Origin of the sequence: Kribbella sp. NBC_00889, assembly GCF_045207705.1 — a bacterium.
In the GTDB taxonomy this organism is placed as follows: Bacteria; Actinomycetota; Actinomycetes; order Propionibacteriales; family Kribbellaceae; genus Kribbella.
Map to the genome: position 1 here is coordinate 3,682,536 of NZ_CP108783.1, position 26,136 is coordinate 3,708,671.

The 26,136-nt window shown below is 69.6% G+C and carries 23 protein-coding genes; 9 read left to right on the plus strand and 14 right to left on the minus strand.

From position 1 onward, the window contains the following. Nucleotides 1-2 precede the first annotated feature (2 nt). From OG817_RS17960 to OG817_RS17970, 3 genes are read right to left on the minus strand one after another with little or no spacing between them, the layout of a single operon-like run. Nucleotides 3-3,641 (minus strand): hypothetical protein, encoded by a 3,639-nt coding sequence (locus OG817_RS17960; protein WP_406056083.1) that lies wholly within the window; start codon nt 3,639-3,641, stop codon nt 3-5. Between the two features lie 36 nt (nt 3,642-3,677). Then, nucleotides 3,678-4,874 (minus strand): class I SAM-dependent RNA methyltransferase, encoded by a 1,197-nt coding sequence (locus OG817_RS17965; RefSeq protein ID WP_360439682.1) that lies wholly within the window; start codon nt 4,872-4,874, stop codon nt 3,678-3,680. Further along, complete coding sequence (locus OG817_RS17970; RefSeq protein WP_406056086.1) at nt 4,871-6,901, minus strand: APC family permease; 2,031 nt, start codon at nt 6,899-6,901, stop codon at nt 4,871-4,873. The genes OG817_RS17965 and OG817_RS17970 overlap by 4 nt, the downstream gene beginning before the upstream one ends. 120 nt (nt 6,902-7,021) lie before the next feature. Between OG817_RS17970 and OG817_RS17975 the strand changes: the two genes are divergently transcribed. Together OG817_RS17975 and OG817_RS17980 are read left to right on the plus strand one after the other, a co-directional pair. Further along, on the plus strand, nt 7,022-7,684 hold the full coding sequence (locus OG817_RS17975; protein ID WP_406056088.1) for a potassium channel family protein: 663 nt from the start codon (nt 7,022-7,024) through the stop codon (nt 7,682-7,684). Then, a complete protein-coding gene (locus OG817_RS17980) occupies nt 7,684-8,358 on the plus strand; it encodes a TrkA family potassium uptake protein (protein WP_131352281.1) in 675 nt (224 codons plus the stop codon). Before OG817_RS17975 ends, OG817_RS17980 begins: the two co-directional genes overlap by 1 nt. 6 nt (nt 8,359-8,364) lie before the next feature. Here the strand turns inward: OG817_RS17980 and OG817_RS17985 are convergent, their stop codons facing one another. The 4 genes from OG817_RS17985 to dut are packed head-to-tail and all read right to left on the minus strand — an operon-like array spanning nt 8,365 to nt 10,745. Further along, nucleotides 8,365-9,195: a DUF3159 domain-containing protein gene (locus OG817_RS17985; protein WP_406056090.1), complete on the minus strand. Its 831-nt coding sequence runs from the start codon at nt 9,193-9,195 to the stop codon at nt 8,365-8,367. Further along, nucleotides 9,188-9,577 (minus strand): OB-fold nucleic acid binding domain-containing protein, encoded by a 390-nt coding sequence (locus OG817_RS17990; RefSeq protein WP_360439694.1) that lies wholly within the window; start codon nt 9,575-9,577, stop codon nt 9,188-9,190. The genes OG817_RS17985 and OG817_RS17990 overlap by 8 nt, the downstream gene beginning before the upstream one ends. An 18-nt stretch (nt 9,578-9,595) precedes the next feature. Beyond that, nucleotides 9,596-10,234: a DUF3710 domain-containing protein gene (locus OG817_RS17995; protein ID WP_396389877.1), complete on the minus strand. Its 639-nt coding sequence runs from the start codon at nt 10,232-10,234 to the stop codon at nt 9,596-9,598. A 58-nt stretch (nt 10,235-10,292) separates the two neighbouring features. Next, nucleotides 10,293-10,745: a dUTP diphosphatase gene (dut, locus tag OG817_RS18000; RefSeq protein WP_406056092.1), complete on the minus strand. Its 453-nt coding sequence runs from the start codon at nt 10,743-10,745 to the stop codon at nt 10,293-10,295. A gap of 52 nt (nt 10,746-10,797) precedes the next feature. On the opposite strand from dut, the gene OG817_RS18005 reads away from it, so the two are divergent. Further along, on the plus strand, nt 10,798-11,253 hold the full coding sequence (locus tag OG817_RS18005) for a DUF3093 domain-containing protein (RefSeq protein ID WP_406056094.1): 456 nt from the start codon (nt 10,798-10,800) through the stop codon (nt 11,251-11,253). Nucleotides 11,254-11,283: 30 nt separating this feature from the next. Beyond that, entirely contained in the window at nt 11,284-11,610 is a 327-nt protein-coding gene (locus OG817_RS18010; protein WP_396389873.1) for a DUF4235 domain-containing protein, read from the plus strand. 166 nt (nt 11,611-11,776) lie between these two features. Here OG817_RS18010 and OG817_RS18015 read toward each other — a convergent pair whose 3' ends face one another. The 3 genes from OG817_RS18015 to OG817_RS18025 form a co-directional block, all read right to left on the minus strand. Next, nucleotides 11,777-12,076 carry a DUF4193 domain-containing protein gene (locus OG817_RS18015; RefSeq protein ID WP_131352267.1) on the minus strand — a complete coding sequence of 100 codons (300 nt, stop codon included), beginning with the start codon at nt 12,074-12,076 and terminating at the stop codon, nt 11,777-11,779. A 295-nt stretch (nt 12,077-12,371) separates the two neighbouring features. Next, nucleotides 12,372-13,172, minus strand: coding sequence for an inositol monophosphatase family protein (locus OG817_RS18020; RefSeq protein ID WP_406056096.1), 801 nt, complete (start codon nt 13,170-13,172; stop codon nt 12,372-12,374). After that, a complete protein-coding gene (locus OG817_RS18025; RefSeq protein WP_406056098.1) occupies nt 13,169-14,248 on the minus strand; it encodes a ferrochelatase in 1,080 nt (359 codons plus the stop codon). The genes OG817_RS18020 and OG817_RS18025 overlap by 4 nt, the downstream gene beginning before the upstream one ends. A gap of 48 nt (nt 14,249-14,296) precedes the next feature. Between OG817_RS18025 and OG817_RS18030 the strand changes: the two genes are divergently transcribed. Both OG817_RS18030 and OG817_RS18035 read left to right on the plus strand, forming a co-directional pair. After that, nucleotides 14,297-15,496, plus strand: a complete 1,200-nt coding sequence (locus OG817_RS18030; RefSeq protein WP_406056100.1) for an MFS transporter — start codon at nt 14,297-14,299, stop codon at nt 15,494-15,496. Nucleotides 15,497-15,535: 39 nt separating this feature from the next. Beyond that, entirely contained in the window at nt 15,536-16,264 is a 729-nt protein-coding gene (locus OG817_RS18035) for a MerR family transcriptional regulator (protein ID WP_406056102.1), read from the plus strand. On the opposite strand, the gene OG817_RS18040 is transcribed toward OG817_RS18035, so the two are convergent. Beyond that, nucleotides 16,247-16,864, minus strand: a complete 618-nt coding sequence (locus OG817_RS18040; protein WP_406056104.1) for a trimeric intracellular cation channel family protein — start codon at nt 16,862-16,864, stop codon at nt 16,247-16,249. The two genes, OG817_RS18035 and OG817_RS18040, sit on opposite strands and share 18 nt — an antisense overlap. A gap of 56 nt (nt 16,865-16,920) precedes the next feature. Between OG817_RS18040 and OG817_RS18045 the strand changes: the two genes are divergently transcribed. From OG817_RS18045 to OG817_RS18055, 3 genes are all read left to right on the plus strand, one after another. Beyond that, on the plus strand, nt 16,921-17,904 hold the full coding sequence (locus tag OG817_RS18045; RefSeq protein WP_406056106.1) for a phosphotransferase family protein: 984 nt from the start codon (nt 16,921-16,923) through the stop codon (nt 17,902-17,904). Nucleotides 17,905-17,924: 20 nt separating this feature from the next. After that, nucleotides 17,925-18,752 carry a formate dehydrogenase accessory sulfurtransferase FdhD gene (gene fdhD / locus OG817_RS18050; RefSeq protein ID WP_406056108.1) on the plus strand — a complete coding sequence of 276 codons (828 nt, stop codon included), beginning with the start codon at nt 17,925-17,927 and terminating at the stop codon, nt 18,750-18,752. 111 nt (nt 18,753-18,863) lie between these two features. Continuing rightward, nucleotides 18,864-19,142 (plus strand): hypothetical protein, encoded by a 279-nt coding sequence (locus OG817_RS18055; RefSeq protein ID WP_396389864.1) that lies wholly within the window; start codon nt 18,864-18,866, stop codon nt 19,140-19,142. Nucleotides 19,143-19,163: 21 nt separating this feature from the next. On the opposite strand, the gene OG817_RS18060 is transcribed toward OG817_RS18055, so the two are convergent. From OG817_RS18060 to OG817_RS18070, 3 genes are read right to left on the minus strand one after another with little or no spacing between them, the layout of a single operon-like run. Further along, complete coding sequence (locus tag OG817_RS18060) at nt 19,164-22,112, minus strand: AAA family ATPase (protein ID WP_406056110.1); 2,949 nt, start codon at nt 22,110-22,112, stop codon at nt 19,164-19,166. Between the two features lie 56 nt (nt 22,113-22,168). Next, a complete protein-coding gene (locus OG817_RS18065; RefSeq protein ID WP_406056112.1) occupies nt 22,169-24,943 on the minus strand; it encodes an AAA family ATPase in 2,775 nt (924 codons plus the stop codon). Then, complete coding sequence (locus OG817_RS18070; protein ID WP_406056114.1) at nt 24,940-26,070, minus strand: exonuclease SbcCD subunit D; 1,131 nt, start codon at nt 26,068-26,070, stop codon at nt 24,940-24,942. Before OG817_RS18070 ends, OG817_RS18065 begins: the two co-directional genes overlap by 4 nt. Between the last annotated feature and the right edge of the window lie 66 nt (nt 26,071-26,136).

The following is a 26,136-nucleotide window of genomic DNA, read 5'->3' on the forward strand; positions in this document are numbered from 1 at the left end:
CGCTATCTTGCGCTCGTGTACAGCCTCTCCAGGTACGACGGTTGCCACTGGGGACCGCGACCGTACAGTCGCCGGACCAGACCGTTGACGTCGAGCCGTGGCTCGACCGGGTTGTCCCACCAGTCCGGGACGCGGTCGTACCACCGATCCACCCGCATGGTCCGCCCCGCCGCGTCGATCCGGGCGAACAACCAACCGCCGAGCTCGCTCTCCGCCTCGGTCACCCACAGATCGCCGAGCAGCCCGCTCAGCTTGTTCGCGGCGAAGTCCGGGTCGTCGACGTCCGGCGGCTCCAGGTCAAACCGGTACGACGGCGCGGCCGGGTCGAGCACCTGGACCTGGATGGTGAACCCCGAGGGGACGATCGCGGTCCTCGCGCGGCACCACGCATGCAGCGCCTCGAACGGCACCGACTCCTGCGGTCGCGGCCGGGGACGTTCCACCTCGGCTCGCAGCGCTTCCTCGATCGACCCCGGCACGAGCTCGATGCCCGGCCCGTCAGAACCCGCCAGCGCGAGCCCAGGGATCGACATCCGATCGATGACCCGAGCAGCCGGGACACCTACATCTGGACTGACCCGGTTCGGCACACCATCCGACTCCGGCGGGCCGTCAGCGCCGACCACCGGTACGACACCCGTCGGCATGTCATCGTCATCCGCACCCACCACCGGCACGGCACCCGTCGGCGTGTCGTCATCCGAGAAGCCGTCGGCCGCCACGACCGGCACAGATCCAGTCGGCACATCGTCGTCCGCACCCGGGAAGCCGTTCGCCTGCACGACCGGCACAGACCCGGTCGGCACGTCGTCGTCATCCGCACCCCGGAAGCCATTCGCGTGCACGACCGACCTGGTCGGCACGTCGTCGTTGTTCGTAGTCGGGAAGCCGGCCGCTCCCACCGCCGTGACGGACCCGGCGGGCACGTCGGCGTTCTGGGATCTGGCGTCGGCGTTCACCACAGGAACAGGCCCGGTCGGCACGTCGTCGTCCACCGAACCTGCGGCCGCGGTCGCCTCGTGCGCATTCATGATCCGCGCGGGCTCCGCGGCGACCTCGTCCTCGACCACCGGGATCTCCCCGGTCGGCGCGTCCGCATCCGCCACCGGCACGGAGTACGCGCCAGTGTCCTCCGCCTGCCAGGCCCCGCCCGGGGACTCGTCCCACACGTCCGACCCAGACGCCTGTGCACCCGACGCGTGCGGAGCCGACTCAGGCTCGGCCTGAGCCCGGCCCTCCTGCGCTTGTGCAGGTTCAGCCTGTCCCCACCGCTCGTCTTCCGGATCGGGCTGGTGCCAGGGCGCGTTCTCCTGCTCCGGCTGCTGGTAGCGGGCGGCCTCGGACACGGGCTGAGCCCACCGCTCGTGCTCGCGCTCCGGCTGTGAAGCCGGCTCCGACCGGGGCCAGTGGTTCGGGTCGTGCTGAGGCCCGGGGCCGGGCTGGGTCCGGTGGTTCGGATCCGGACGCGGCTCGGCGTGGGGCTGGGTCCACTGGTTGGGGTCGGGGGCCGACCAGGGCCCTTGGTCTGGATCGGGCTCTGGTTGTGGCTGAGGGGTTGGGTCCGGTTCCGGGGTGAGTGGTTCTGGCTCGGGGTCGGGCCATGGCTGGGGGTCCGGATCTGGCTCTGGGTGCGGCTGCGGGTCCGGTGTCGGGTGCGGCGCGGGCTCCGGGTGGGGCTCGGGGCGCGGGAACGGGTCCGGTGTTGGCGACGGCTGTGGGTCCGGTTGCGGCCAGGGCGCCGGGTGGGGCTCTGGTTGCGGCCAAGGCTCCGGCTGGGGCTGCGGCCACGGTTGCGGTTGAGGGTGAGGCTCGACTTGAGCCTTAGCCTCGACCGGAGCCTCAGGCAGCTCCGCGGACACGGCCGGGACCTCGGCCGTCTGGTCGTCCAGCTCGTCGACCCGAACCGCGGGAACCTCAGCGGTCTGATCGTCTTCGGGCTCCTCCACCGCCACCGGCGCGAACGGCGACGGCCCGGTGAACGACGCCAACTCCTCGTCGTCCTCATCCTCGGACGAGTCCACCTCGGCCCGCGCAACGCCGGCCTCGCCCTGCGCAGCGCCGGCCTGGTCGCGTGGGGGGACAGCCTCGTCGCGTGCGACCTCGGCGACGAATGGTGACTGCTGGGGTCCTGGGTTGACCGGGGCGAAAGGCGACTGGGCTGCTTGAGGCTCTGGCGTGGGTGCGTCGGGGACGGCGGCTATTTCTGCGGTCGGGGCTTCGTCGTCATCGGAGGAGGTGACCGGCTCGGGGTGATAGCTGGCGGGATCCTCGACCCACAGCCCGTTGATCCAGGCGCCGCCGACCCATTCGCGTTCGGGTTCAGGCTCGGGTGCGGCCGGCTCGTCGGCGAACGGGTTGTACTCGCTGGTGGCTCCCTGCTCGCTCCAGCCGGCCTGCTCGGCGGTCTCCCAGTCCTGCTCAGCCGCGTCCTGCTGGTACGACGCAGCAGAGGGACCTTCCGCGAACAGACTCGCGTAGAAGTCCTCCCCCTCGTGCACCCCACCACCGACACGCGGCGGCTCCGACGAAGGCAGCCCACCGCCGTACAGCGGCAGCCCTCCACCCGACACATCGTCCGGCAGATACGTCCCAGGAGCCGGCCCACCGGACGCACCACCGCCCTCGTAACCGGTCGGCTGCTCGGGCTCAGGCACGTTGTCGTGCTTACGCCGCCGCAGCCAGCCCTGCTTCTTGTTGGTGACCCCGTACTCCGCCGGCGCCTCCGGCCGGTACGCGACCTGCTGGTACACCGCGGGCCCCTCGTACGCAGGTTCCTCATACCCAGGCTGGTCGTCGTACACAGGCTGCTCGTACGACGGGACTTGTGGGGCCTCGTCGATCGGCTGGCCGGTGAACGGGCTGATGCCGGGGGGCACGATGAAGGACTGCTCGTCCTCCTCGTCCACCGGGAGTGGCCCGTCGGATGCTCCAATCACAACATCCTCAACGACCGACACCTCGGCTGTGTCAAGGGCGTCGGCCAAACTTTCCGCGACTGCAAAGTTCCGGGTGAAGTCCTCCGCCGCGACGACGCCGGACGGCAGGTCCGGCTGGACCGGCGACCGCGCGTCGATCTCGAAGTGATCGAAGAACTCCTGCAGCGCCTCCAAGGAGATCCCGGACGAGCCGGCGGTCTGGATCAGTTGCACCCCGAACGGCTGCAACTCGTCCAGCCCGCCGAGGTAGTCCGCCCACTCCGCGACCCACTCGATCATCTCCGCGGCGGCGTCCGAGTCCGAGGTGATCCACTGCCCGATCTGCGTGAACCCGTCCTCGGCCGGCTGCCACGGGTCTCCCGGGTACGCCGCTCGCGCCCACGTCCCGTTGAACGCGCCGTACACGAACCCGAGCTCGCCGGCGGTCTGGCGACGCCGCACCTCCGGCTGGCCGATCCAGTCCGGCGACCCTGCCAGCAGGTCTGCGCGCCTCGTCTGGCTGTGCTGGGTCTGGAACCCGAACAGCACCGCACGCCCGTCCTCGAGCCGCACCATCCGCAGCACCGACCCGGTCTCGTCCTGGTGGTGGTACCCGTCCTCGTCGGCGTACCACCGCCGGTCGAACCCGGTGGCATGGGCGACCGCGGCGAGTGCGGTCCAGCGGGCGCGCAACTCCTCCGGGTCGTCCAGGTCAACGAGCGGCATCAGGTCTCCAGCGCATTGGAATCCAGGGCCAGAACGCTACCCGAGCCCTCCGGACACCACCACTTCACTGTCCACAGGCTCGAGGATGGCGACGCACTCGATGTGGTGGGTCATGCCGAACAGGTCGAAAGCCCGCAGCGACGCGATCCCGTATCCGAGCTTCCCGAACGTCTTCAGATCCCGCGCCAGCGCCGCCGGGTCGCACGCCACGTACGCAACCCGTCGCGGCGCCAGGGCCGCGATCCGGCGTACGACGTCCTTGCCGGCACCCGTCCGCGGTGGGTCGAGCACGACCAGGTCCACGTGTTCGAGCCCCTGCCCGGCGGCCGCGTTCAGCACGCGGTCGACGTCACCGGTCTCCAGCGTGACCCCCGGCAGGTCGTGCAGGTTCCGCCGCGCGTTGCGCACCGCGTCCTTGTCACCTTCGATCGCCAGTACGGCGCACCCCGCCTCGGCCAGGAACGCCGCGAACAGTCCGACCCCGGAGTACAGATCCAGCGCAGTCTCGCCCGCCGAGGGCTCCAGTCCGCTCAGTACGGCGTCCACCAGCGTCTCCGGAGCGGCCGGATGCACCTGCCAGAACCCACCGGCCTCCACCCGGAACCGCCGGTCGCGCACCACCTCGACGACCCGTCCGCCTGGCTCCTCGCCTGTCAGTACGGCGGTCTTGCCCTCCGACGACACGACAGCCTGCACTGACGACTCGCCCGGCCACCGCTGCCCGAGTACGTCAGGCGTGTCCGGGTGAGCGATCAGGCACCGCTCGATCGGGATCAGGTCATGCGAGCGGTGCGCGTACATGCCTGGTCGTCCGTCGACCACGGCGTACCGCATCCGGGTGCGCCAGCCGAGGCCGTCGTCGCCCGGCGACTCCATCACCACCGTGCGCTCGATGCCGCCGATCCGCCGGAGCGTGTCCGAAACCACCGTGGCCTTCAGTCGCCGCTGCTCGACGATGTTGGCGTGCTGGAAGTCACACCCGCCACACAGCCCCGGTCCGGCGTACGGGCAGGGCGCCTCGATCCGCTGCGGTGACGGTGTCAGTACCTGGACGGCGTCAGCCCGCAGGTACTTCGCGGTCTGCTCGGTGATGCGGGCATGGACCAGCTCACCCGGCAACGCGTGCCGGACGAAGACGACCTGCCCCTCGTGCCGGGCCACACAGTGTCCCCCGTGCGCTACTGGTCCTACTTCCAGCTCGACTACCGTCCCGACGATGTCCTCGTCCGTCACCGATCTCCTGACGCCTTGCGGGCCCCACGCCGTACCTGGCCGGCCACCCGTTCCACCCGATCCTGCCGTTCCTCGGCCACCTGCGAAGAGATCAGCTGGTAAGGAACGGACGTAACCATCACACCAGGTGTGAACAAGAGCCGCCCCTTGAGCCGCAGTGCGCTCTGGTTGTGCAGGATGTGCTCCCACCAGTGCCCGACCACGTATTCGGGGATGTAGACCATCACCACATCGCGCGGCGACTGCCGCCGGATGTCGCGCACGTACTGCAGGATCGGCCGGGTGATCTCCCGGTACGGCGAGGCGAGGCGCTTCAGCGGGACCGGGATGCCTTTGGTGTCCCACTCCGCCTGGAGCTGGTCCGACTCGCCCCGGTCGACATCGACGGTGACGGCCTCCAGCTGGTAGGGCCGGGCCGCTTTGGCGAAGGCCAGCGCCCGCAGAGTCGGCTTGTGCAGCTTGGAGACCAGCACGATCGCGTGCACCCGGGACGGCAGCATCAGCAGTTCGTCGCCCTCCGCCGCCATCTGCTCGCGGAACCGGTCGTAGTGCCGGCGGATGCCCTTCATCAGCAGGAACAGCACGCCCATCGCGATGATCGCGATGTAGGCGCCCAGCAGGAACTTCGTCAGCAGTACGACGATCAGCACAACACCGGTACAGGACAGACCGACGCTGTTGATGACCCGGGAACGCCGCATCCGGGCTCGCCGGCCGGGATCCTGCTCGTCCTTCAGCAACCGGGTCCAATGCCGGACCATGCCGGTCTGGCTGATCGTGAAGGACACGAACACGCCGACGATGTAGAGCTGGATCAGCCGGGTCACCTCGGCGTTGAAGGACACGATCAGGACAATCGCGAAGCCGGCCAGGATGATGATTCCATTGCTGAACGCGAGCCGGTCGCCACGGGTGTGCAGCTGCCGTGGAAGGTAGCCGTCCCGGGCCAGGATCGAGCCGAGCACAGGGAACCCGTTGAAGGCGGTGTTGGCGGCCAGCACCAGGATCACGCCCGTGGCGGCCGCAACCAGGTAGAAGCCGGGCGAGAAGTGGTCGAAGATGCCCTTCGCCAGCTGGCCGATGACCGGGTCCTGGTGGTACCCGTCGCCGACCGGTACGCCGTCCAGGGTCAGCTGGCTGGCCGGGTCCTCGGCGAACCGCACCTTCATCACGTTCGCCAGGACGACCACGCTGATCACCATCGTGATCGATATGGTGCCGAGCAGCGCGAGCGTGGTCGCCGCGTTCCTGCTCTTCGGTTTCTTGAACGCCGGTACGCCGTTGCTGATCGCCTCGACACCGGTCAGCGCGGCACACCCGGACGAGAACGCGCGCAGGATCAAGAAGCTCATCGCCAGCCCGCTCGCGCCGTGCGCGAACTGGTCCTCGGGGGCGATACCCAGGTTCGCACTGGACGCGTCTGGCAGATGACCGAACAGCATCCGCCCGAACCCCCAAGCCGCCATCCCGAGGATGGTGATCATGAAGATGTACGTCGGGATCGCGAACGCGGCCCCGGATTCGCGGACCCCCCGCAGGTTCATCGTGGTCAGGAAGAGCACTGCGATCACGGCAGCCGTGGCCTGGTGCCCTTCCAGCGCCGGGATCGCGGAAGCGGCGTACTGTGCGGCGGACGAGATCGACACCGCGACCGTGAGGACGTAGTCGACGAGCAGTGCGCTGGCGACGGTGAGTCCCGCGGTCGGGCCGAGGTTCACGTTGGCGACCTCGTAGTCACCGCCGCCGGACGGGTAGGCGTGCACGTTCTGCCGGTAGGACAGCACCACGATCACCAGGACGACCGCGACAACGAGCGCGATCTTCCACGAGATCGTCAGCGCGGCCAAGCCGGCAATGGACAGGGTCAGGAAGATCTCGTCCGGGGCATAGGCGACCGACGACAGCGCGTCGCTGGCGAACACGGGGAGGGCGATGCGCTTGGGCAGCAGCGTCTCGCCCAACTGGGTGCTGCGCAGTTTGCGTCCGAGCAGCAGCCGTTTGCCGATATCGCCGAGAGCGGGGGTCACACCGGTGATGTTAGAGGGAAGCGCGGTCCGTGATGTCAGAGGGAGCCCCGGTGCGGTGTAGCGTCTATCCCTGCCGAGTCCGACCCAGCGGCCCCAGACGGGGCAGGGAGTGATCACCGAGTGCACGTCGTCATCATGGGCTGCGGCCGCGTCGGGTCGACGCTCGCGCGAGGCCTGGAGAAGCGGAGCCACACGGTCGCGATCATCGACCAGTCGGCCGACGCCTTCCGCCGGCTGAGCCCGAACTTCACCGGCCGGACCATCGTCGGGATGGGCTTCGACCGGGAGATCCTGATCGAGGCCGGGATCGAGGAGGCCGAGGCGTTCGCGGCGGTCTCGAACGGCGACAACTCGAACATCCTGGCGGCCCGCGTGGCCCGGGAGACGTTCGGCATCAGCAACGTGGTCGCCCGGATCTACGACCCCGGACGCGCCGAGGTGTACCAGCGGCTCGGCATCCCGACCGTCGGTACCGTGCGCTGGACCGTCGACCAGATGATGCGCCGGCTGCTGCCCGAAGGGTCAGAGCCGGAGTGGCGCGACCCGTCCGGGACCGTCCGGCTGGCCGAGGTGCATGTGGACTCCGAATGGGTCGGCCGGCTCGCGTTCGACATCGAGAAGGCCACCGGAGCCCGGGTCGCGTTCCTGACCCGGCTCGGCGAAGGCGTGCTGCCCAAGGCCGACACGGTCATCCAGGAGGGTGACCTGGTGCACGTCGTGATGCTGGAACGAGACGTCGCCGCGATCGAGTCCCAACTCGGCACCAAGCCTGAGGAGCTGTGATGCGGGTAGCCATCGCCGGTGCCGGGAACGTCGGTCGTTCGATCGCCGCCGAGCTGCTGGAGAACGGCCACGAGGTGCTGCTGATCGACAAGGACCCGCGGGCGATCAAGGCCGAGTCGGTGCCACAGGCCGAATGGCTGCTCGCCGACGCCTGCGAGCTCTCCTCGCTGGAGGAGGCCGCGCTGCAGCGCTGCCAGGTGGCGATCGCCAGCACCGGCGACGACAAGGTCAACCTGGTCGTCTCGCTGCTCGCCAAGACCGAGTTCGGCGTTCCCCGGACCGTTGCCCGGGTCAACCATCCGCGGAACGAGTGGATGTTCAACGAGGCCTGGGGTGTCGACGTCTCGGTGTCGACGCCGCGGATCATGTCCGCGCTCGTCGAAGAGGCGGTCTCGGTCGGCGACCTGGTTCGGCTGTTCACCTTCCGCCAGGGCGACGCGAACCTGGTCGAGCTGACCCTGCCCGAGGACTCCCCCATGATCGGCCAGCGGGTCGGCGACATCGACTGGCCCCTGGACACCGCGCTGGTGGTGATCCTGCGCGAGGGCCGGGTCCTGCGCCCGGACCCGGAAGGCACGCTGGAGCTGAACGACGAGCTCCTGTTCGTCGCGGCCGACGAGACCGAGGAACAGCTCGAGGACATCCTCTCGCCGCACCACCGCAAGAGCGAGTAGAACCTCTTACTTCTTGTTGCCCCGGAGCAGGTGGGTGACCTGGTCGCGTGCCTCGTCCCACTTGTCCGGCGGCAGCGATCCGCGCAGTACGGCGTACGCCATCCACAGGGCCAGGGCGTAGAACGGGAGGCCGAGGCCGACCTTGGCGATACCGAGTGCGTTCAGGTAGCCGGCCAGGTACAGCGGGACCTGGACGATCAGGCGGATCGCGAACAGGCCGACGAACACCAGTGTCGCCCGCGAGAACCCCTTGAGCATTGCCGGGTCCTTGCGCCACGCGGTGCCGGTCTGGGTGATCACGCCGTACAGGACGCCGAACAGGGGCCAGCGGATCAACACGGTGATCAGGTACAGAGCGCCGTACCCGAGGTTCGTGAGCAGGCCGGGGACGTAGACGTCCTTCGCGTCGCCGGTCCGGTTGGCGACCCAGGCGGAGATCAGGACGCCGACGAAGCCGCCGAAGACGTTGCGCAGCGGCTGCCTGCGGATCAGGCGGAGTACGGCGACGAGAGCGCCGGAGCCGATCGCGACGATCAGCGCGAGCCGCAGGTTGTGGTCGGTCGCGCCGTAGACGATCAGGAACGCGATCCAGGGCAGGCCGATGTCGAGCAGTGCACCCCAGCCACCGAGCGCGTGGAAGAAGTCCTTGTCGGTGGTCTGGGCCGGCTTCGCGGGCTCCTCAGCCGGCTGCTCCGGCTCCGGAGCGGGCTGCTGGTCCGCAGTGAGTTCGTGCTCGGCGGCGTCGAGTTCGGGGCGCAGGATCTCGACCAGCTTCTCCTCGAGGTTCTCCTCGACCTGGTCGCGACGCGACTGTGGCCCGGGCTGTGGGTCAGCCATGCGCGGCCGTCGGACGGAGTTCGTAGCGCGGGTTGAACATCACCCGGTCACCGTCCACGACCCCGATCCGCCCGGAGGCGATCAGTTCCGAGCCGGGGTGGATCCCGGCGATCTTGCGCCGGCCGAGCCAGATCAGCTTGACCGTGCCGGTGCCGTCGTACAACTCGCCCTCCAGTGCCGGTACGCCGCCGCGTGGGCTGAACGTGATGGTGCGCAGCGTGCCGTACAGCGTGACCAGTTCGCGGTCGTGGCAGCCGGTGATGGACCGGGCACCGCAGTCCTGCGCGAAGTCCTGGAGAACCTCGGCGTCCTGCTGGTCCCGGTCACCGGCCAGCCCCCGGAAGGCACGCCGAAACAATCCCTCGGGTTTGTCGCTACCCATGAGTCGAGTGTAGTCCGTTCAGCCCTGTTCCTCGTCCGCGGGCTGAGCGCCCGGCGGGAGCCGCAACGGCAGCGATTCGCGGACGGCCATCGGCTCGCTCCCGCGGACCACGACGACGTTGCGCAGTGCATCCTCCATCGCCGACGCGGCGTCCGGTTCGACCGCGGCGCGGCCGAGCACGGTAGCCCGCAGCAGCCAGCGCGGGCCGTCCACACCGAGCACCCGCGAGGTCTGGCTGAAGATCTGGCCTTCCGGGTCCTCGACCGGCACGACCAGCACCAGTTCGGTGCCGAACGATCCCTCGGACTCGGTCGCCGTACCGCCCATCCGGCTGGCCTCGGCGGCGATCTCCCGCCGTACCTCGGACCAGATGCCGCTCGTCTTCGGTGCCGCGAACGCGCGCAGTTCCAGCGCGGAGTCGTCCAGCACCAGCAGTACCGCCTGCACCTGGCCGCTCTGCTCGTCGACCTGCAGCCGCAGTTCCATCCCAGGCATGCCGGTGACCACCAGCGCGCCCAGGTCGATGCGGTCCTCCGCCTCGAGCACCTCGGGGTCGACCTCGGTGGAGTCGAACGGCCCGACGGCCGGTTCCTCCGGCGCGGCGTCCTGCTCGGTCGCCTCGGGGTCTTCGTTCTTGGCCTTGCGGCGGAAGATCACTGTTCTCTACTTCCCTGGTTCGTCTTGGTACAGCCGCCGTAGTTTCGCGCGTCTGGGCTCAGCGTGTCACATCACCGAAACCGCCGGTCGAGCCGTACCCCCCGTCACCGCGGGCGGAACCCGGCAGCGACGTCACCTCGACGAACCGCGCCTTCTCCACCCGCTGGATGACCAGCTGCGCGATCCGGTCGCCGCGCCGCAGCGTCAGTTCCGCGTGCGGGTCGAGGTTGATCAGGCACACCTTGATCTCGCCCCGGTACCCCGCGTCCACGGTGCCCGGAGCGTTGACGATCGAAACGCCGTGCTTGGCCGCAAGCCCGGACCGCGGGTGCACGAAGGCGGCGTACCCGTCCTGCAGCGCGATGGCGATGCCGGTGCCGACCAGACCGCGCTCGCCCGGCTTCAGAGTGATGTCGCCGGCCGCCACCAGGTCCGCGCCGGCGTCCCCCGGATGCGCGTACGACGGAACAGGCAGGTCAGGGTCGAGTCGCTGGATCAGTACCTCGGTCACGAGAGCAGACCCTATCGACGCCACTGGACCGCCCACATGCCAGGCTGGTGGTGTGCCTCTCTATCGCGAACGCCTGAGCGTGCCGGTGTCCTGGTGGATCATCGCCGTCGCTTTGGTCGTCACGCTCTTCGCCATCGTGACCGTGCCGGTCGGGATGTTCGCCGGCACCCTCGTCGGTGGTGTCGCCGCGCTCGTCCTGATCCTCTGGTTCGTCCAGTACGGCGCCGCGCGGGTCCAGGTGGACGGTGAGCGGCTGCAGGCCGGGCGGGCCGTGATCGGACGGGCGGACCTGGGCAAGGTCGAGGCGCTCACCGGTGACGACGCTCGGCACGCGTTCGGACGGGACTGCGATCCGAGGGCCTACCTGCTGCTGCGCAGCTACGTGCGGGGCGCGGTCCGGGTCGAGATCACCGATCCGCGCGACCCGGCGCCGTACTGGGTGATCGCCACGCGGCATCCGGACCGGTTGGCAGCGGCGCTGACGGGGCACAGCGTGGCAAGATCCTGACTGTCGGGGACTTGCGTTAGGGAGGCTGCTGTGGTCGGAGCGAAGATCGGCTGGAAGCTGGTGCAGGCCGCGTTCAGCATCGTGGTGGGCCTGGTCGTGAACAAGGCGGTGACCACGGCCTGGAAGATCGGCTCGGGTGGGAAGCCGCCGAAGGACGGCCAGGGCGGGTACGCCGAGGTCGTCAGCTGGGCGGTGGCGAGTGGGGCCGCGGCGGCGGCCGCGAAGCTGTTCGCGGAGCGGCGGGCGGCGTCGTACTGGCTGAAGTCGACCGGGTACGCACCGCCGGGCTACGAGCAGGACGCGAAGGCGCCCGGTGGCCTCGTCAAGAGCGTCGAGAAGCAGTTGGAGAAAGACTAGACACCAGAAGAACACACCTCGCTCCGCTCCGCGGGTGGGTGTGGTCGCTCCGCTCGGTTGGTGGGTGTGGCCGCTCCTTGGGTGAGGTGTGAACACAACAGCGGGACCGTTCCCAGGGGTCTGGGAACGGTCCCGCTGTGGGTCAAGCAGAAGAAGGGCGCTGGTGTCAGGCTGCGCAGTCTCGGCAGATCAGCTGCCCGTTCTTCGTGTCGGCGAGCTGACTGCGGTGGTGAACCAGGAAGCAGCTCGAACAGGTGAACTCGTCGGCCTGGCGCGGGAGCACCCGCACCGCCAGCTCTTCGTGGCTCAGGTCCGCACCGGGCAGCTCGAAGCTCTCCGCGGCCTCGGCCTCGTCCTCGTCGACCTTGCCGGAGTTCTTGTCGTGACGGCGAGTCTTCAGTTCCTCGATCGACTCTTCGGATGCGTCCTCGTCCGTCTTGCGCGGGGCGTCGTAATCAGTCGCCATGGTGTTCCCTGCCCTCTTCATACCCGTGGTGTTGCCTGCTGAGCCCTTGAACGGGTAAAGCGGCCGAGAAATTCCGCGCCGAAGCACCGCGCTGAATCTTCGTCCCCCGAAACCCTTGACAGTCAGGCCGGGACCGGCAACTACCGTTCCCGAGGACGGGATTGTGCCCTATGAAGGGCCCTTCGCGCGCGTCGGGGTCCATGTATTGACCCGCGTGTCTCCACAAATGTCAGGACCGAACACCGAATTGCTCGTTAGTGCGCACTTCTGCGCAACTTTGCGCACCAACTGACATCTATGCGCGCAGAGGGTTCGCTTCGGCCAGCAGGTCGTGGAACGGGCCGAACAGCGCCGGACTGGCCGCGATCGACATCTCCGGCGACACCGGGGCGCCGTGCAGTCCGCCGATCGTCCCGCCCGCCTCGGCCGCGATCAGCGCACCCGCTCCGTAGTCCCACGGATTCAGTCCGCGTTCGTAGACCGCGTCGAGCCGGCCGCAGGCGACATAGCAGAGGTCGAGTGCGCCCACCCCGATCCGACGGATGTCGCGGACCTTGGTGATCAGATGCTGGACGACCTCCGCCTGCACCTGGCGGCGGTCGGCGTCGTACCCGAAGCCGGTCCCGACCAGAGCGGTACTCAGGTCGGTGCAGCCCGAGACCCGGATCGGCTTGCCGTCCGCGAACGCGCCACCGCCCTTCGTGGCGGTGAACACCTCACCCTTCGGGGCGTCCACGACGACCCCGGCGACCGTCGTCCCGTCGTACTCGACCGCGATCGAGACGGCGTACGTCGGGAGGTCGTACAGGTAGTTGACCGTGCCGTCGATCGGGTCGACGACCCAGCGCACGCCGCTCGAACCGGCGACGTCGTCGCCCTCCTCGCCGAGGAACGAGTCGTCCGGCCGGGCCTGCAGGATCCGCGCCCGGATCAGTTCCTCGGATTCGCGGTCCACGGCGGTGACGACATCGGTGACTGTGCTCTTGGTGTCGGCGACGGTGATGGTGCCGCGGCGGCGTTCGACGATCAACCGCGCCGCTTCCTCCGCCACCTCCACCGCGAGCTTGAGGAGGTCCTGGGGGTTCTCGGTCGTCATACGGCTTCCTTGGCAGTTGGTCGGCGCAGGGGTGGGCAGCAGTCATGGCGGCAGTCGTCCCAGGCCGGGCCGAGTTTGCCGACGCAGGGTCTGGCCGGCTCCTCGCCGCGTTCGGCCGCGGCCCGCTCGACGACCAGATCACGCAGCATCGAGACGAACCGAGGGTCGGTCCCAGGAGTCGCGGCCCGGGCCATCGGCAGCCCCAGCTTCTCGGCGGTCTTGGCGGCCTCGGTGTCGAGGTCGTAGATGACCTCCATGTGGTCGCTCACGAACCCGATCGGTACGACGGCCACGCCCGGCACACCCTCGTCCGCGAGGGTCTTCAGGTGGTCGTTCACGTCCGGCTCGAGCCACGGCACCTGCGGCGGCCCGGAGCGCGAGCAGTAGACCAGGTCGGTCCGCCGGGTCTGCCCGGTGCGGCGCTCGAGCTCGGCACTGATCTCCGCGGCCACGTCCAGGTGCCAGTCGACGTACCCGTTGCCGTCCGGTCCGCTGGTTGCGTTCATCGCGGACGGGATGGAGTGGGTCACGTAGGCGATCGCCGAGCCCTCGGGGAGCTTGCTCAGTGCCTCGGCGGTCGACTCGACGAACGATCCGACGAAGCCGGGGTGGTTCGCGTAGTGCCGGAGCTTGTCGATCCGCGGTGCGTCCGGGACCTCCTTGGTCGCGTCCTCGAGGTTCTCGCGGTACTGCCGGCAGCCGGAGTACGACGGGTAGGCGGACGTGACGATCACCACCGCCCGGCGGATCCCGTCAGCGGCCAACTGCCGCATCGTGTCGGTCAGGTACGGCGCCCAGTTGCGGTTGCCCCAGTAGATCGGCAGATCGAGGCCGATCTCGTCGAACGACGCCCGCAGCGCCTCGAGCAGGGCCCGGTTCTGATCGTTGATCGGGCTCTTCCCGCCGAACGCGTAGTAGTGCTCGCCGACCTCCTTCAGCCGCTCGTCCGGGATGCCCCGGCCGCGGGTCACGTTCTGCAGGAACGGCAGTACGTCCTCGGGCTTCTCGGGGCCTCCGAAGGACAGCAGCAGGACGGCGTCGTACGGGACAGCAGCAGGCGACTGGGGCAACGGCATATTCCGAGTTTCTCAGACCGCCAACAGCTAGGGTGTTGCCGGTCTCTCATGCTCAAGCCTTATGTCCATCTCATGCGCCGTCCCGGTGCCAGTGCGTTCTTCACCGCCGGGATCCTCGGGCGTATGCCGATCTCGATGATCGGGCTGGGCATCGTCATCCTGATCGCGCAGGAGAGCGGCTCGTACGGCCTGGCCGGAGCGGTGTCCGGCGTCGCGGTCATCGCCGGTGCGCTGACCGGTCCGATCCAGGGGCGGCTGGTCGACCGGTTCGGGCAGCGGACGCTGCTGATCGTCGGCTCCGTGCTGTGCACGATCGGTCTGGCGGCTCTGCTGGTCGCGGTCCGTGCCGACTCGGCTACCTGGGTGCTCTACCTGCTGTCGTTCGTTGCCGGTGGCACCCGTCCTCAGGTCGGGTCGTTCGTCCGGGCGCGGTGGACCCATCTGCTCGGCCGGGGACGAGCGCTGCAGACCGCGTTCGCGCTGGAGGCGGTCGGCGACGAGGTCGTCTTCATCGTCGGCCCGGTGCTCGTCACCACGCTCGCCACCCAGGCCAGTCCGTACGCCGCTCTGGCCGCGGCCGGAGTACTGGGACTGGCCGGCGGCATCTGGCTGGCGTCGCTGCGTGCCTCCGACCCGCCCGGCCGCGGCAAGGCCGACGGCGCCGAGCAGGCGCCACTCCCCTGGCTCTCGCTGATGCTGCTCAGCCTGGTCGGTCTCGGGCTGGGCGCGACTCTCGGTGGCGTTGAGGTGGTCACGATCGCGTTCACCACCGAGAAGGGTCAGGCCGAACTGTCCGGCGTCGTACTGGCCGTGTGGGCGTTCGGCAGCCTGCTGGCCGGTCTCTGGTACGGCTCGGTCCACTGGCGCGCTCCGGTCGAACGGCGGCTGCTGTTCGGCGCGATCCTGCTCGCCGTGAGCCTGGCACCGCTCCCCTGGGTCGACAGCGTGCTGCTCGTCGGTGTGGTGCTGTTCTTCTGCGGCTTCACCATTGCGCCCACGATGGTCGCCCTCACCGCTTGCGTCGAGGAGTGGGTCCCGCCCCAGCGCCTGACCGAGGCGATCACCTGGACCGTCACCGGCATACTCCTGGGCGTAGCCCCTGGCAACGCCGCCTCCGGCCACGCGGTAGACGTTTGGGGCCCCTCCACCGCCTACTGGGTCCCCTTCTCCATCGGCATCACCTGCGCACTGGTCGCCGCCCTCGCCACTACCTTCGCGCGCCCCAAGACCCGCTTCGCCCACAACTAGGCTTGCACCTCCCGTAGCGGGAGGTGTGAAGGTGTGGGTATGGAGCACTCGATCGGTGAGCTGGCCCGGCTGGGTGGCGTGTCGGTGAAGACCGTGCGCCACTACTCCGAGTTGGGCCTGCTGGCATCGCATCGGACCACTGCCGGGCATCGGCGGTACGACGCGGGCGCTGTGGCACGGCTGGAGTTGATTCGGACGTTGCGGGGATTGGGCATCGATCTGCCGACAGTGAGGGCGGTGCTGGAGCGGGAACGGATGCTGGGTGAGGTCCTGGCCGCGCACGCCGCCGCGGTGGCTGTAGAGATCCAGAGCCTGCGAGTGCGCCATGCCGTGCTGTCGATCGCCGCTCGGCGCCATTCCACCCCGGAGGAGCTTGAACGCATGCACAACCTGACCGCTCAGTCCGAGCAGGAACGCCGTACCTTGATCGCGGACTTCCTGACCTCGGTCCTCGGCGATGACCCGGGCTTCGCCGCGATCCGGCAGAACCTGACCCCCGAGCTTCCGGACGACGCCGACGTGGGGCAGGTCGAGGCTTGGCTGGAGCTTGCCACGCTCGTCCAGGACGACGACTTCCGGGCCGCGGTACGACGGATGGCCTCGGGCTACCGGGCGATCGCGACGGACGCCCCGCTGTGGCACGATCCGGAGTTCCGTGACCGGCTGATCGCGCTTCGCCGTACCGAGGCAGGTCCGCAGTGGGATCGATACTTGGAGCTGCTCGCCGTCGTCAACGGGTGGGTACCGCCGTCACGGATTGCGGGGTAGCGGCGCGTTCCAGCCGCGGCGGATGGCGAGCAATCGGACCCCGAAGCAGGTCACCGCGGCGACGATCGGTACCCACGTCGCGTCGTACTCGAAGGCGGCCGCGACGACGACGATGCCGGCGCCGAGGAACGCCGGGGTGGCGTAGATCTCCGACCGCAGTACGACGGGGACGCGGCCGCTGAGCAGGTCGCGGATCACGCCGCCGCCGATCCCGGAGATCATGCCGAGCAGCGCGGCCGACAGTGGCGACAGGCCGTGCTCGATCGCCTTCTGCGCACCGGTCACGCAGAACAACGCAAGGCCGGCGGCGTCGAAGATGTTCACCAGCCGCTCGACCCGCCCGATGCCGGGATGCAGGAAGAACGTGATCAACCCGGCGACGACCGGGACGACCAGATAGCGCCAGTCCTGCAGCGCGGCCGGTGGGGTGTCGCCGATCAGCACGTCCCGGAGGAAGCCGCCACCCAGACCGGTGACCAGGGCAAGCACCAGAATGCCGAACACGTCCAGCTTCTTGCGTACGCCGACCAGCGCGCCGGTGATCCCGAACACGAAGATGCCGACCAGGTCCGGCACATGCAAGGCCAACGATCCACTCACAGGCGGCACGCTAAACCACAGGCGATGGGTCGCCGCGCACTCTATGGTCTTGGGGCATGAGCGGAGCACCCGACGTGGACTACACCGCAACCTCGCTGCGACCGGACTGGAACACGCTCCCGGACGCTCTCCGCGAGGCCCTGACCGTTGCCCTGGGCAGCGAGATCGCCGAGGCGGGACGCTCCGTCAGCTCGGGCTTCACCGGCGGCTTCGCCGCGCCGCTCCGGCTGGCTGACGGGCGCCGGGTCTTCGTCAAGGCATCCGCCGACACGATGCACGCCTACCGTGCCTACCAACGCGAGGCCGAGGTCGTGCCGCAGTTGCCGGCGGCGATCAGGGTCCCGGCGATCGTCACCACCGCGCGCTCCGCCGACGGGGACAGCAACTGGTTCGCTGTCGTGTCCGAGTGGGTCGACGCGCGGATGCCTGGCGTGCCGTGGTCCGCGGCGGACTTCGACGTGGTGACCGCGACCTGCGAGGCGATCTCGGACGCGATGGATCCCAGCCCGCTCGACGGATTGAAGAGTCTCCTGAGCGATCTCGAGGAGGGCGCACCGCTGCAGACACCGGACCGGATCATCGCGGGCGAATTGCCGATGCCGACCGGTCTCCAGCCCTGGGCGCCAAGGATCCTGCCTGAGCTGGTCGACCTGATTCGGCTGGCCCCAGAAGCGTTCGCCGGGGACACGGCGACTCACAGCGATCTGCGACCGGACAACGTGCTGATCGACGGCGACGGCGTCTGCTGGATCGTGGATTGGAACTGGCTCGCGCTCGGTCCTCGCTGGATGGACTGGATCGGTCTGCTCCCGGGTGCACAGCACCACGGCATCGACACCCTCGCCGCGGTCCACCGGAGCCCGCTGACGGCCGACGTACCGGGTGACCATCTCGACTCCTACATCGCGGCGGTCGCGGCGTACATGATGAAGAACATCGACCTGCCACCACCGCCCGGCTGTACACCGGCGCTGCGGGAGCACCAGCGGTACTACGCCTGGACCTTCCTCGACTGGCTGGCCGCACGGCGCGGGTGGTGAGAGCGGCCTACCGTGGAGGTATGAACAAAGGTCCGACCACCAGGTTCAAGGTCGAGGTGCTGGACGGCGACCGGACGTCGCGGCGTGAGGACGTGGTCACCACCGAGGAGCCGCTCGAGCTGCGGCTGGAGTGGCCCGGCCGGCCACCCGAGCCTCTCGTCGTGACGATGCGCACCCCTGGCTCCGACTTCGAACTGGCGGCCGGGTTCTGCCTCGGCGAGGGCTTCGCGGCTCGCCCGGACGCGATCCGGACCGTTGCCTACTGCACCGATGTGAAGCTGACCCCCGAGCAGCAGTTCAACACCGTCACCGTCACGTTCGACGGCCCACCGGACCGCGAACCACCCCAGCGGTACGGCGTCACCTCGGCGGCCTGCGGCGTCTGCGGCCAGCAGAGCCTCGACGAACTGGCCGAGCGGGACTACGACCCGGTCGATCCCGTGGAGGCCCCGCTGGACGTCGTACGACGCCTGCCTGACCTTCTCCGGGAAGCCCAACCGACCTTCAGCCGCACCGGCGGCCTGCACGCGGCCGGTCTGTTCACCACCGAGGGCCGCAAGATCGTGGTCAAGGAAGACATCGGCCGCCATAACGCCGTCGACAAGGTGGTCGGCTGGACCGTCCTCAACCGGCACAGCCGCACTGGCCTCGTCCTCGTCGTCAGCGGCCGCGCCGGCTACGAAATCATCCAGAAAGCAGTGGCAGCAGGCATCGGCATGATCGTCGCCGTAGGCGCCCCCTCCAGCCTCGCCGTCGACCTCGCCCGCCGCTTCAACATCACCCTCGCCGGCTTCACCCGCGGCGACCGCTGCGTCCTCTACAGCGCCCCGGAGCACATCCTGCGCTGACGGGCCTGAGGGGTCGAGGCCTGGATCTAAGGGGGCATGCCCAATGTGTGGCCGAGCCCGGCGCCGGAGGGTGGAACCAGGCGGTGACTCTCACCGCCTGGGAAGGAAGCCATGAAACACCGCTACACCATCCTCGCCCTGCCGGTGCTCGCCTTCGGGGCGATCGTGGCCGGCTCGGCCGAGGCATCGGCGCGCCCGATCGATCCGGACGAGCGCCACCAACGGCCACCGGTCGTCTACGTCGACCGGGTCGGGCCGACCACACAAGTGCAAGTGGACGACAACATCACCGAGGCTCTGCAGACGGGAGCCGGAGTGCTGGGCGGAGCCGGCCTGGCCATGGCCGGCCTCTGGGCGTACCGCCGTCGTCATCCACTCGCAGTCCACTGAGGCAGACGGTCCTGGTGCAGCTCAGGCTCCGGGACCGTCCAGCCGCACAGCTAGCGCCGCAGCCTCGAGCCGGCCGGCAGTCCCGGTCTTGCGGAGGATGTTCGAGACATGGGCGCTCACCGTCTTGTGGCTGATGAACAGCTCCTTCGCGATCTCGCCGTTCGATCGACCTGCGACCAGGAAAGCCAGGACCTCACGCTCCCGCGATGTCAACGCCGACAGCGGCGTCCCCAGCTCCTCGGGTACGGCGATCTGCACGGGCTCACGAAGGCTGATCCGCGAGCGCCGGGCCAGTGACTCGACATCCACCCGGAGCGGCTCGGCGCCCAACTCGAGTGCAGTGCGACGGGCTTTCCGCAGCAGATCACCAACACCGACCGGGGGAAGGCCGGCTGCGATCGCTGCCTCGGCACACCGCCACCACGCCACCGCCTGATGCCAGGGCGCTCCCGCCGTGCCGCAGGCGTCGGCCGCGTGCTGCCAGCGATCCGGCTGATCGTCGTCGTCGCGGCAGCGGGCCAGTTCGGCGCTGAAGAGCGCTCGATGCATCGACTGGACGACGGTGTCCCCGGGATCCGTGGTTGTGAATGGCCGGCCGATCAGAACCTTCTCGAGGATGCGGACTGCCTTGGTGGTGCCCGCCAGGTCACCAGCGTCCCGGGACGCCCGAGCGAGCTCGGCAGCCGCCTGGGCATAGAGCACCAGCAGATCGTCGTCCTCGTCCATGGCGGCGGCACCAGGCAGCGTCAGCCGGGCGCGCAGCCAGTCGATCGCGGCCTGCTGCTGTCCTTCGGCGAGTAGTACCTCGGCGCCTCCGGTGGCCAGGCTGCGGCGGATCCCGACGAAGGTCGGCGGGATCAGTTCGAGGGCGCGATCGAGATGCTGCCTCGCTTCCACCAGCCGACCGCGCCGAACCGCCAGCGATGCGGCCGTGAGGCGGAGGCCCGCGCCGGTGATGTTCGTGCACCGAGCCGACAATCCCGACCGCAACAGGTCGGCGCACTCCTGCCACCGTCCCGATTCCAGCAGCCCTTCGGCACCCAGGTACGCGAGGAAGTACGCGAACAGGTCCCGGCCGGGAGCCGCGATATCGGCGTAGTTGCGCAGGGCCGCCTCGGTGGCTTCCTGGCGCCGGCCGAGATTCCACAACGCGTGGCACTGCCAGATCACACCGAGCATCCACTCGTACACCGCCCCGCACGCGCGGCCGAGCTGCTCGGCTTCCTGCCCGTCGGCCAGGGCCTGCTGCGGCGCGTCACTGGACAGCACCATCGATCGCAGGGCGAGAGCAGTGGCGAGGGCTCGACCTTCTCCGACCTCGCGGGCGAGCTGCACCGCCTCGTCCGCGTGAGTCACTGCCTCCGGCTTCCGTTGCCAGCTCTCTGCCCAGCCGAGCTGGGCCAGCGCCCGCGCCCGCACAGCGGTCTGCGGCTGCGGCGCCGTCAGCTCGAGCGCCGCGTGCAGGTCGGTCAGGACCGCCTCGATCGGCTCGGTCCGATGCCAGCGAAAAGTGCTCCGGTCGACGAGCAGATCGGCCGCCAGCAGTGGCTCGCGTGCGCTGTCCACCAGATTCAGGGCCTGAGTGAGCAACTCGATCGCGCGATCGTCCCGGCCGTCCCGCGAGCAGATCGCACTGGTCCGGAGGATGAGCGCCGCCCGGTCGGCCGTCGTACCCCGGAGATCCGGGGAGACCTGCTCCCACAGGTCGCACAGCCGTTCCAGCTGGATGGCCTGTTCTGCCGGGGCACGCAGCATCGCCGCGTGCTCGGCCGCCACCTGCGACCACTTGTACGTGGCATCGATGCGTCCGGCTTGCTGACTGTGGACGGCCAGATCCGCCGCGACCGCTTCGACCGGATCCGACTGCGACTCCAGCACCTCCAGATAGGTGGCGTGGACGAGTTCGGCTTCGCCGAGCGGCAGTCCGTCGTACAGCACCTCGGCGAGCAGCGGATGGCGGAACCACGGCGCGCCATGACCGGTCTGTAGGACGCCGCGATCCTGCGCTTCGGTGATGCAGCCAGGCAGCCCACGCACCTCGACTCCGTGGACTCCGGCGACCGCCGTCAGGATCGGGAGAGACGTCGGGCGGCCCCCGACCGCGAGCACGCGAACCAACTGGCGTGCCTGCGGCGAAAGGCGGTGCCACGCGGCGAGCAGTCCGTCGCGGAGTGCGTCCGGGACGGTGGCCGACAGGGCAGACTCGGTGCCGGAGAGGTCCTCGACCAGAAGCTCGGTGAGGTAGGGGTTGCCGTCCGACCTCGCCTGCACCTGGTTGACGACGTCGATGTCAGGGAGCTGCCCGAGGAGGTACTCCAGCTGGAGTCCGGTGCTGTCCACGTCGAGCCGTTCGAGGTGGAGTTCGTCGAACGACGGCATCCGGCGCATGTCCGCCAGCCAACTGTGCAGCGGATGCCCCTCGCCACGGTCCTCGTCGCGAGAGGTCCCGAACACGGTCAGTTGCTGAGCACGGAAGCCGGTGATCAGGTACGCGAGCACGTCCAGCGAGGCCAGGTCCGCCCAGTGCAGATCGTCGACGACCACGACGGTGCGATGGCGGTCCGCGATCCGGTTGAGCACCAGATCGATCAGCGGAATCAGTCGTGCCGTGGGCACGCTCTGCGATCCGCCGAGAGCGGGCAGCAGGGAGCTCAGTTCGCCGGCACCGGCCAGGACCATGGCTTGCTCTGCCGCATCGGCCTGCGCCAGCCAGTCCTGCAGTACACCGATGATCGGCGCGTACGGGACCGACGCGCCGCCGAAGTGAACACAGGAGCCCCACAGCACCAGAAGGTCCGGGTCATCGCAGACTTCCTGCACCAGACGGGTCTTGCCGACACCGGCTTCCCCGTGGACGACCACCGCTGAGGGTTGTCGCTGCGCCGAACCCGCCAGCGCTCGGGTCAGGAGATCACGCTCGGCGCCCCGCCCGGCGAGCCGATGAAGACGCCGTGCCCGGACATCCCCCACGGCGACAGTCTCCCCCCGTGGACCGGTGGCCGCTACCCGTTCAAGCGCCTGACAGGTCAGGCGTCCAGCTTGATGAAGGTTGCTTTGGGGACGTATTCGTAGCGGTCGGGCATGCAGGTGAGGATGATGATCTGGCCGTGGTCGCCGGCGCGGCCCAGGAGGGCGCCCATGTCGCGCAGGCGGGCCTTGTCGGACCAGCCGAGGGCGTCGTCGAAGATGACGGGGACGCTGCTCTCGCCGGTGCTGACCAGGTGGCTGATCGCGAGTCGGGTGATGATCGCCAGCTGCTCCTGTGCGCCCGTCGACAACGCCTCGACCGGCAGCCGCGCGCCGTCCAGCTCGCGCTCCGCGACGGCCAGGTCGTCGTCCAGCCAGACGCGGAACGACGGCCCGTAGACAGTCCGTCCGAGCGACTCGATCCGGCTCTGCAGTGGTTCGGAGTACTTCGTCTGTGCCTCGGCCCGGTGACGGCTCAGCGTCTCGTGGACCCGGCGAGCCGCCTCGGCCCGGCGCCGCAAACTGTCGTGCTCGGACCGTACGCCGGCCAACTCCAGCTCGGCCAGATCCCGCCGGGTCGCCAGCCCGTCCCGGCCCGACTGCTCCAGCCGGCCCTCGGTCGTCCGCAGCGCGTCGCGCAACGTGTCTCGCTCGCCCTGCATCCGCGCCGCGACCGCCAATGCGTCGGTCAACTCACCCGCAAGCTGATCGGCTCCAGCCGCATCCGCCTGCTCCTGTACGGCGGTCAACTCCTCGAGCACCGCCTCGACCTCACCAGTCGCCTCGGCCTCAGCCGCAGCAACGGCGTCATCGTCGAGAAGAGCCTGGGCAGCCTCCAACGCCTCGACTGCGGCCGCAAGCCGCTCCCCCGCGAGCTCCGACCGAGCCCGAGCCTGCTGCGCCTCCGACCGGTCCTCGTCCGCGGCCTTCCGCGCCTGTGCCGCCGCGAACTCTGCATCGCTGAGCAACCGCTCCACCTCGGCCAACGCGTCCCGCGCCTCTTCCAGCGCGCGCTGGGCACCGGCCAGATCATCCGGCGCGCTGACCGGCACCTCGAAGTCCTCGAAGTCGAGCGTGTCGTGCGGCGACGCGAACTCCTCGAACAGCGACATCTGCCCGGGCACTCCCTCGACCGCGGGCTGCTTGCCGCCACTCTCCTCGGCGTCCGCGTCGTCGTCCGCACCGACGCCGAGCCGCGCGGTCAGCACCGCGATCCGCTCCCCCGGATCACCACCGGTCGTCAGCGACCGCTCGGTCCGGCGAGCTTCGTGCAACTCGGCGGTGGCCGTGTCCGCCTTCCGCAGCAACTCCCGCGCGGCCGCGACGTCCTTCACGCCGGCCTTCTTCAGCAGGTCCTTCTCCCGCCGGACGGCCTCGTCAACGCGCGACCGCAGCGTCGCCGCCTCGCCGCCGGCTCGAACGGTCACCTCGACCTGCCCCGGTACGCCGACGACAAGCTCACCGGAGACCAGGACCTCGGCCGACTCGTCGAAGCCCAGCTCCGACGGCACCTCACGAGCGCCGCCGTCCAAGCCGGTCCCGGACAACTCGACCGGCTCCGCGCCGAGGCGACGTACGACCACCTCGGGGACGCCGGCCGCCAGCGCGGCGCGAGCCTCGACCACCTCAGCGCGCGCGGATTCCAACGCGGCGACGAGCGCGTCGTCGACCTTGATCCGGTCCAGGACCGTCCCGGCCGCGGCGATCCGGGCGCGGACGTCGACCAACTCCGCCTGCTGACCCAGCAGCCGGTCCAGCTCGGCGCGGTCCATCAGCTCGGAGACCTGCCGCTCCGCCTCCTGGACATCGGTACGCCGGGCGTCCTTGAGCTCGACCACCTCGGCCAGCGCCGCCTCGACCGCATGCACGCTCTCGACCGCCGCCCTCGCGACTGTCTCGGCATCGGTACGACGTTCGGCCAGCTCGGCATCGGTCTTGGTGAACCGCTCGGCCTCGTCGAGCAGCCGCTCGCGTTCGACTCGGGTCCGGGTGTGGTTCTCGAGCCGGGCCCGCGCGGTCTCGGCGCGGTGCCGGACCGAGTCGCGCCGGAGCAGGATCTCGTCGGTCGCCTTCTTGCGTTCGCGCAGTTCCTCGACCGAGGTGAGGTGGTCGGTGAGCCGGCCCGTCACGTCCTGGAGATCGAGGGTCAGCCGCTCGGCGCGGCGGATGTCCTGCTGGACCTCCTCCATCGCCTTCAGCGCCTGGGCCGCGGTCAGCTCGGCCGCGGCCACGGCCTTCTCGGACCGGGCGAAGTCACCGGTCGGCCGTCCGCCGCGGGTCCAGTAGCGGAGGTACTCGTGCTCGACCGCGGTCACCAGCGGCATCGACGCACCGTCGACCGGTGTCCCCGACTCCGCCGTCACAGCGGTGATCAACGGCTCCGCGTCGGCCGGCGTTGGCAGCACCAACGACTGCCCCTGGCTGACCATCAGCGTCTGCCACAGCACCGGGTCGACGTGCTGGTGGAAGAGCCGCTCGGCCTCGTTGTGGGCCTCCCGGCCGGTCCACGACCGGCGGCGACCATCGGACTCGACCACAGTCAGCTCGGTCGAGCGGTTCTTCAGCCAGCGTTTGGTGTAGCTCAGCTCGCGGTTGCCGAGGGTCAGCTCGACCGTCACCTCCGGGCCGACGTCCTGTCCGACCGGCTGGATGTCGCGGATCCGGGTCGACTTGGAGTCGTCCGGCAGGTCGAAGACCAGCCCGAACGCCTCGACCAGACTGGACTTGCCGACCTCGTTGTCCCCGATCACCACGGTGGTGCCGAGCGCCGGGAACCGGACAATGCGGTCCCGGACGCCACGGAAGTCCCGCAGCGCCAAGCTGAGGAGCCTCATCCCGCGTCCCGCGCCAATCTGTGCATCAACGACAGCGCCGCACCCGCGCCCTCGTCGCCACCGGCCAGAGCCTGGCGCAACTCCTCCATCGCGGCCCGCGCCGGACCGCTCAGCTGCAACGCGTCCAGATCCGCCGCGTCCGGCGCCGGCCGCACGGTCCAGAACTTCGCCCAGCGCTCGACGCTCGCGAACACCTCGCCCTGCGCGTCGATCATCGCGTCCAGCCGGCTGAGCAGTGGCAGCGTCAGCGAACCGTCACCTGCGAGCCTGACGTACGTCCGCTCCTTCTCCGGCAGCTCCGCGAACCAGTCCTCGAGAGCCGTGAGCGACTCCTCGTCGAACAGCTCGACGCGATGGTCGACCATGTGCCAGCCGCCGACGCGCACCGGCTCGACCTCGATGTCGTCGCCGCCGACGGTCACCTTGAGAACGTTGCCCGGGGCGTCCTCCTCGGGCGAGGTGACCTCTTGCGTCCCGGAGAACCAGATGCGGTCAGTCACGCGGGTCGTCGAGTGCCGGTCTCCGAGGCCGACGTACTGCAGTCGTCCGTCCGCGACCGCCGCCTCCAGCGCGGCCTGATCGATGGTCGGCACGTCGGACATGCCACCCGAGAGACTGGTCAGTTGGCCGTGCGCCAGCAGGATCCTCGTCGTACCGGGCTCGACCGGGGTCAGGTCGGCGTACCCGGGGGCCGCCGGATCGGACAACGGCCGGCGCGAACGCCAGGGCGCACCGACGATCTCGACGCCCGGCACGATCTCCAGCGGCTCGGTGCCGGTCAGGACGGTCACGTGCTCGGGCTGGTGGGCCTGCCACTGGGCCGACGTCCACAGCGAGCCGGGCTCGAGCGCGTCGTGGTTGCCCGGCAGGAGGACGACCGGGACCGGGATCCGCTTGAGTGCTTCACAAGCACGCAAGATGGTCTGCCGCTCGACCTGGTTGTGCTCGAACACATCGCCGGTGACGACCACGAACGCCGCTCCGGTGGCCGCGGCGACCTCGCCGATCCGCGCGACAGCGTCCAGCCGGCCCTGCCCCCACCGGGCTTGACCGTCCGGCCCCAGGAACCGGCGCATCATCCCCAGCTGCCAGTCCGAGCTGTGCAGAAACGTGATCGAGTCGTCCATTGCGGTGAGAACGCTAACCTGCCCCGCCGACAACCGCGCAACCCAACACACCCCAACCCCCACACC

What these genes read in the sequence shown, in the direction of transcription:
- OG817_RS17960 (WP_406056083.1), bottom strand. Translation starts at nt 3,641, where the DNA reads ATGCCGCTCGTTGACCTGGACGACCCGGAGGAGTTGCGCGCCCGCTGG.
- OG817_RS17980 (WP_131352281.1), top strand. Translation starts at nt 7,684, where the DNA reads ATGCGGGTAGCCATCGCCGGTGCCGGGAACGTCGGTCGTTCGATCGCC.
- OG817_RS17985 (WP_406056090.1), bottom strand. Translation starts at nt 9,195, where the DNA reads ATGGCTGACCCACAGCCCGGGCCACAGTCGCGTCGCGACCAGGTCGAG.
- OG817_RS17990 (WP_360439694.1), bottom strand. Translation starts at nt 9,577, where the DNA reads ATGGGTAGCGACAAACCCGAGGGATTGTTTCGGCGTGCCTTCCGGGGG.
- OG817_RS18015 (WP_131352267.1), bottom strand. Translation starts at nt 12,076, where the DNA reads ATGGCGACTGATTACGACGCCCCGCGCAAGACGGACGAGGACGCATCC.
- OG817_RS18020 (WP_406056096.1), bottom strand. Translation starts at nt 13,172, where the DNA reads ATGACGACCGAGAACCCCCAGGACCTCCTCAAGCTCGCGGTGGAGGTG.
- OG817_RS18025 (WP_406056098.1), bottom strand. Translation starts at nt 14,248, where the DNA reads ATGCCGTTGCCCCAGTCGCCTGCTGCTGTCCCGTACGACGCCGTCCTG.
- OG817_RS18030 (WP_406056100.1), top strand. Translation starts at nt 14,297, where the DNA reads ATGCTCAAGCCTTATGTCCATCTCATGCGCCGTCCCGGTGCCAGTGCG.
- OG817_RS18035 (WP_406056102.1), top strand. Translation starts at nt 15,536, where the DNA reads ATGGAGCACTCGATCGGTGAGCTGGCCCGGCTGGGTGGCGTGTCGGTG.
- OG817_RS18045 (WP_406056106.1), top strand. Translation starts at nt 16,921, where the DNA reads ATGAGCGGAGCACCCGACGTGGACTACACCGCAACCTCGCTGCGACCG.
- fdhD (WP_406056108.1), top strand. Translation starts at nt 17,925, where the DNA reads ATGAACAAAGGTCCGACCACCAGGTTCAAGGTCGAGGTGCTGGACGGC.
- OG817_RS18055 (WP_396389864.1), top strand. Translation starts at nt 18,864, where the DNA reads ATGAAACACCGCTACACCATCCTCGCCCTGCCGGTGCTCGCCTTCGGG.
- OG817_RS18065 (WP_406056112.1), bottom strand. Translation starts at nt 24,943, where the DNA reads ATGAGGCTCCTCAGCTTGGCGCTGCGGGACTTCCGTGGCGTCCGGGAC.
- OG817_RS18070 (WP_406056114.1), bottom strand. Translation starts at nt 26,070, where the DNA reads ATGGACGACTCGATCACGTTTCTGCACAGCTCGGACTGGCAGCTGGGG.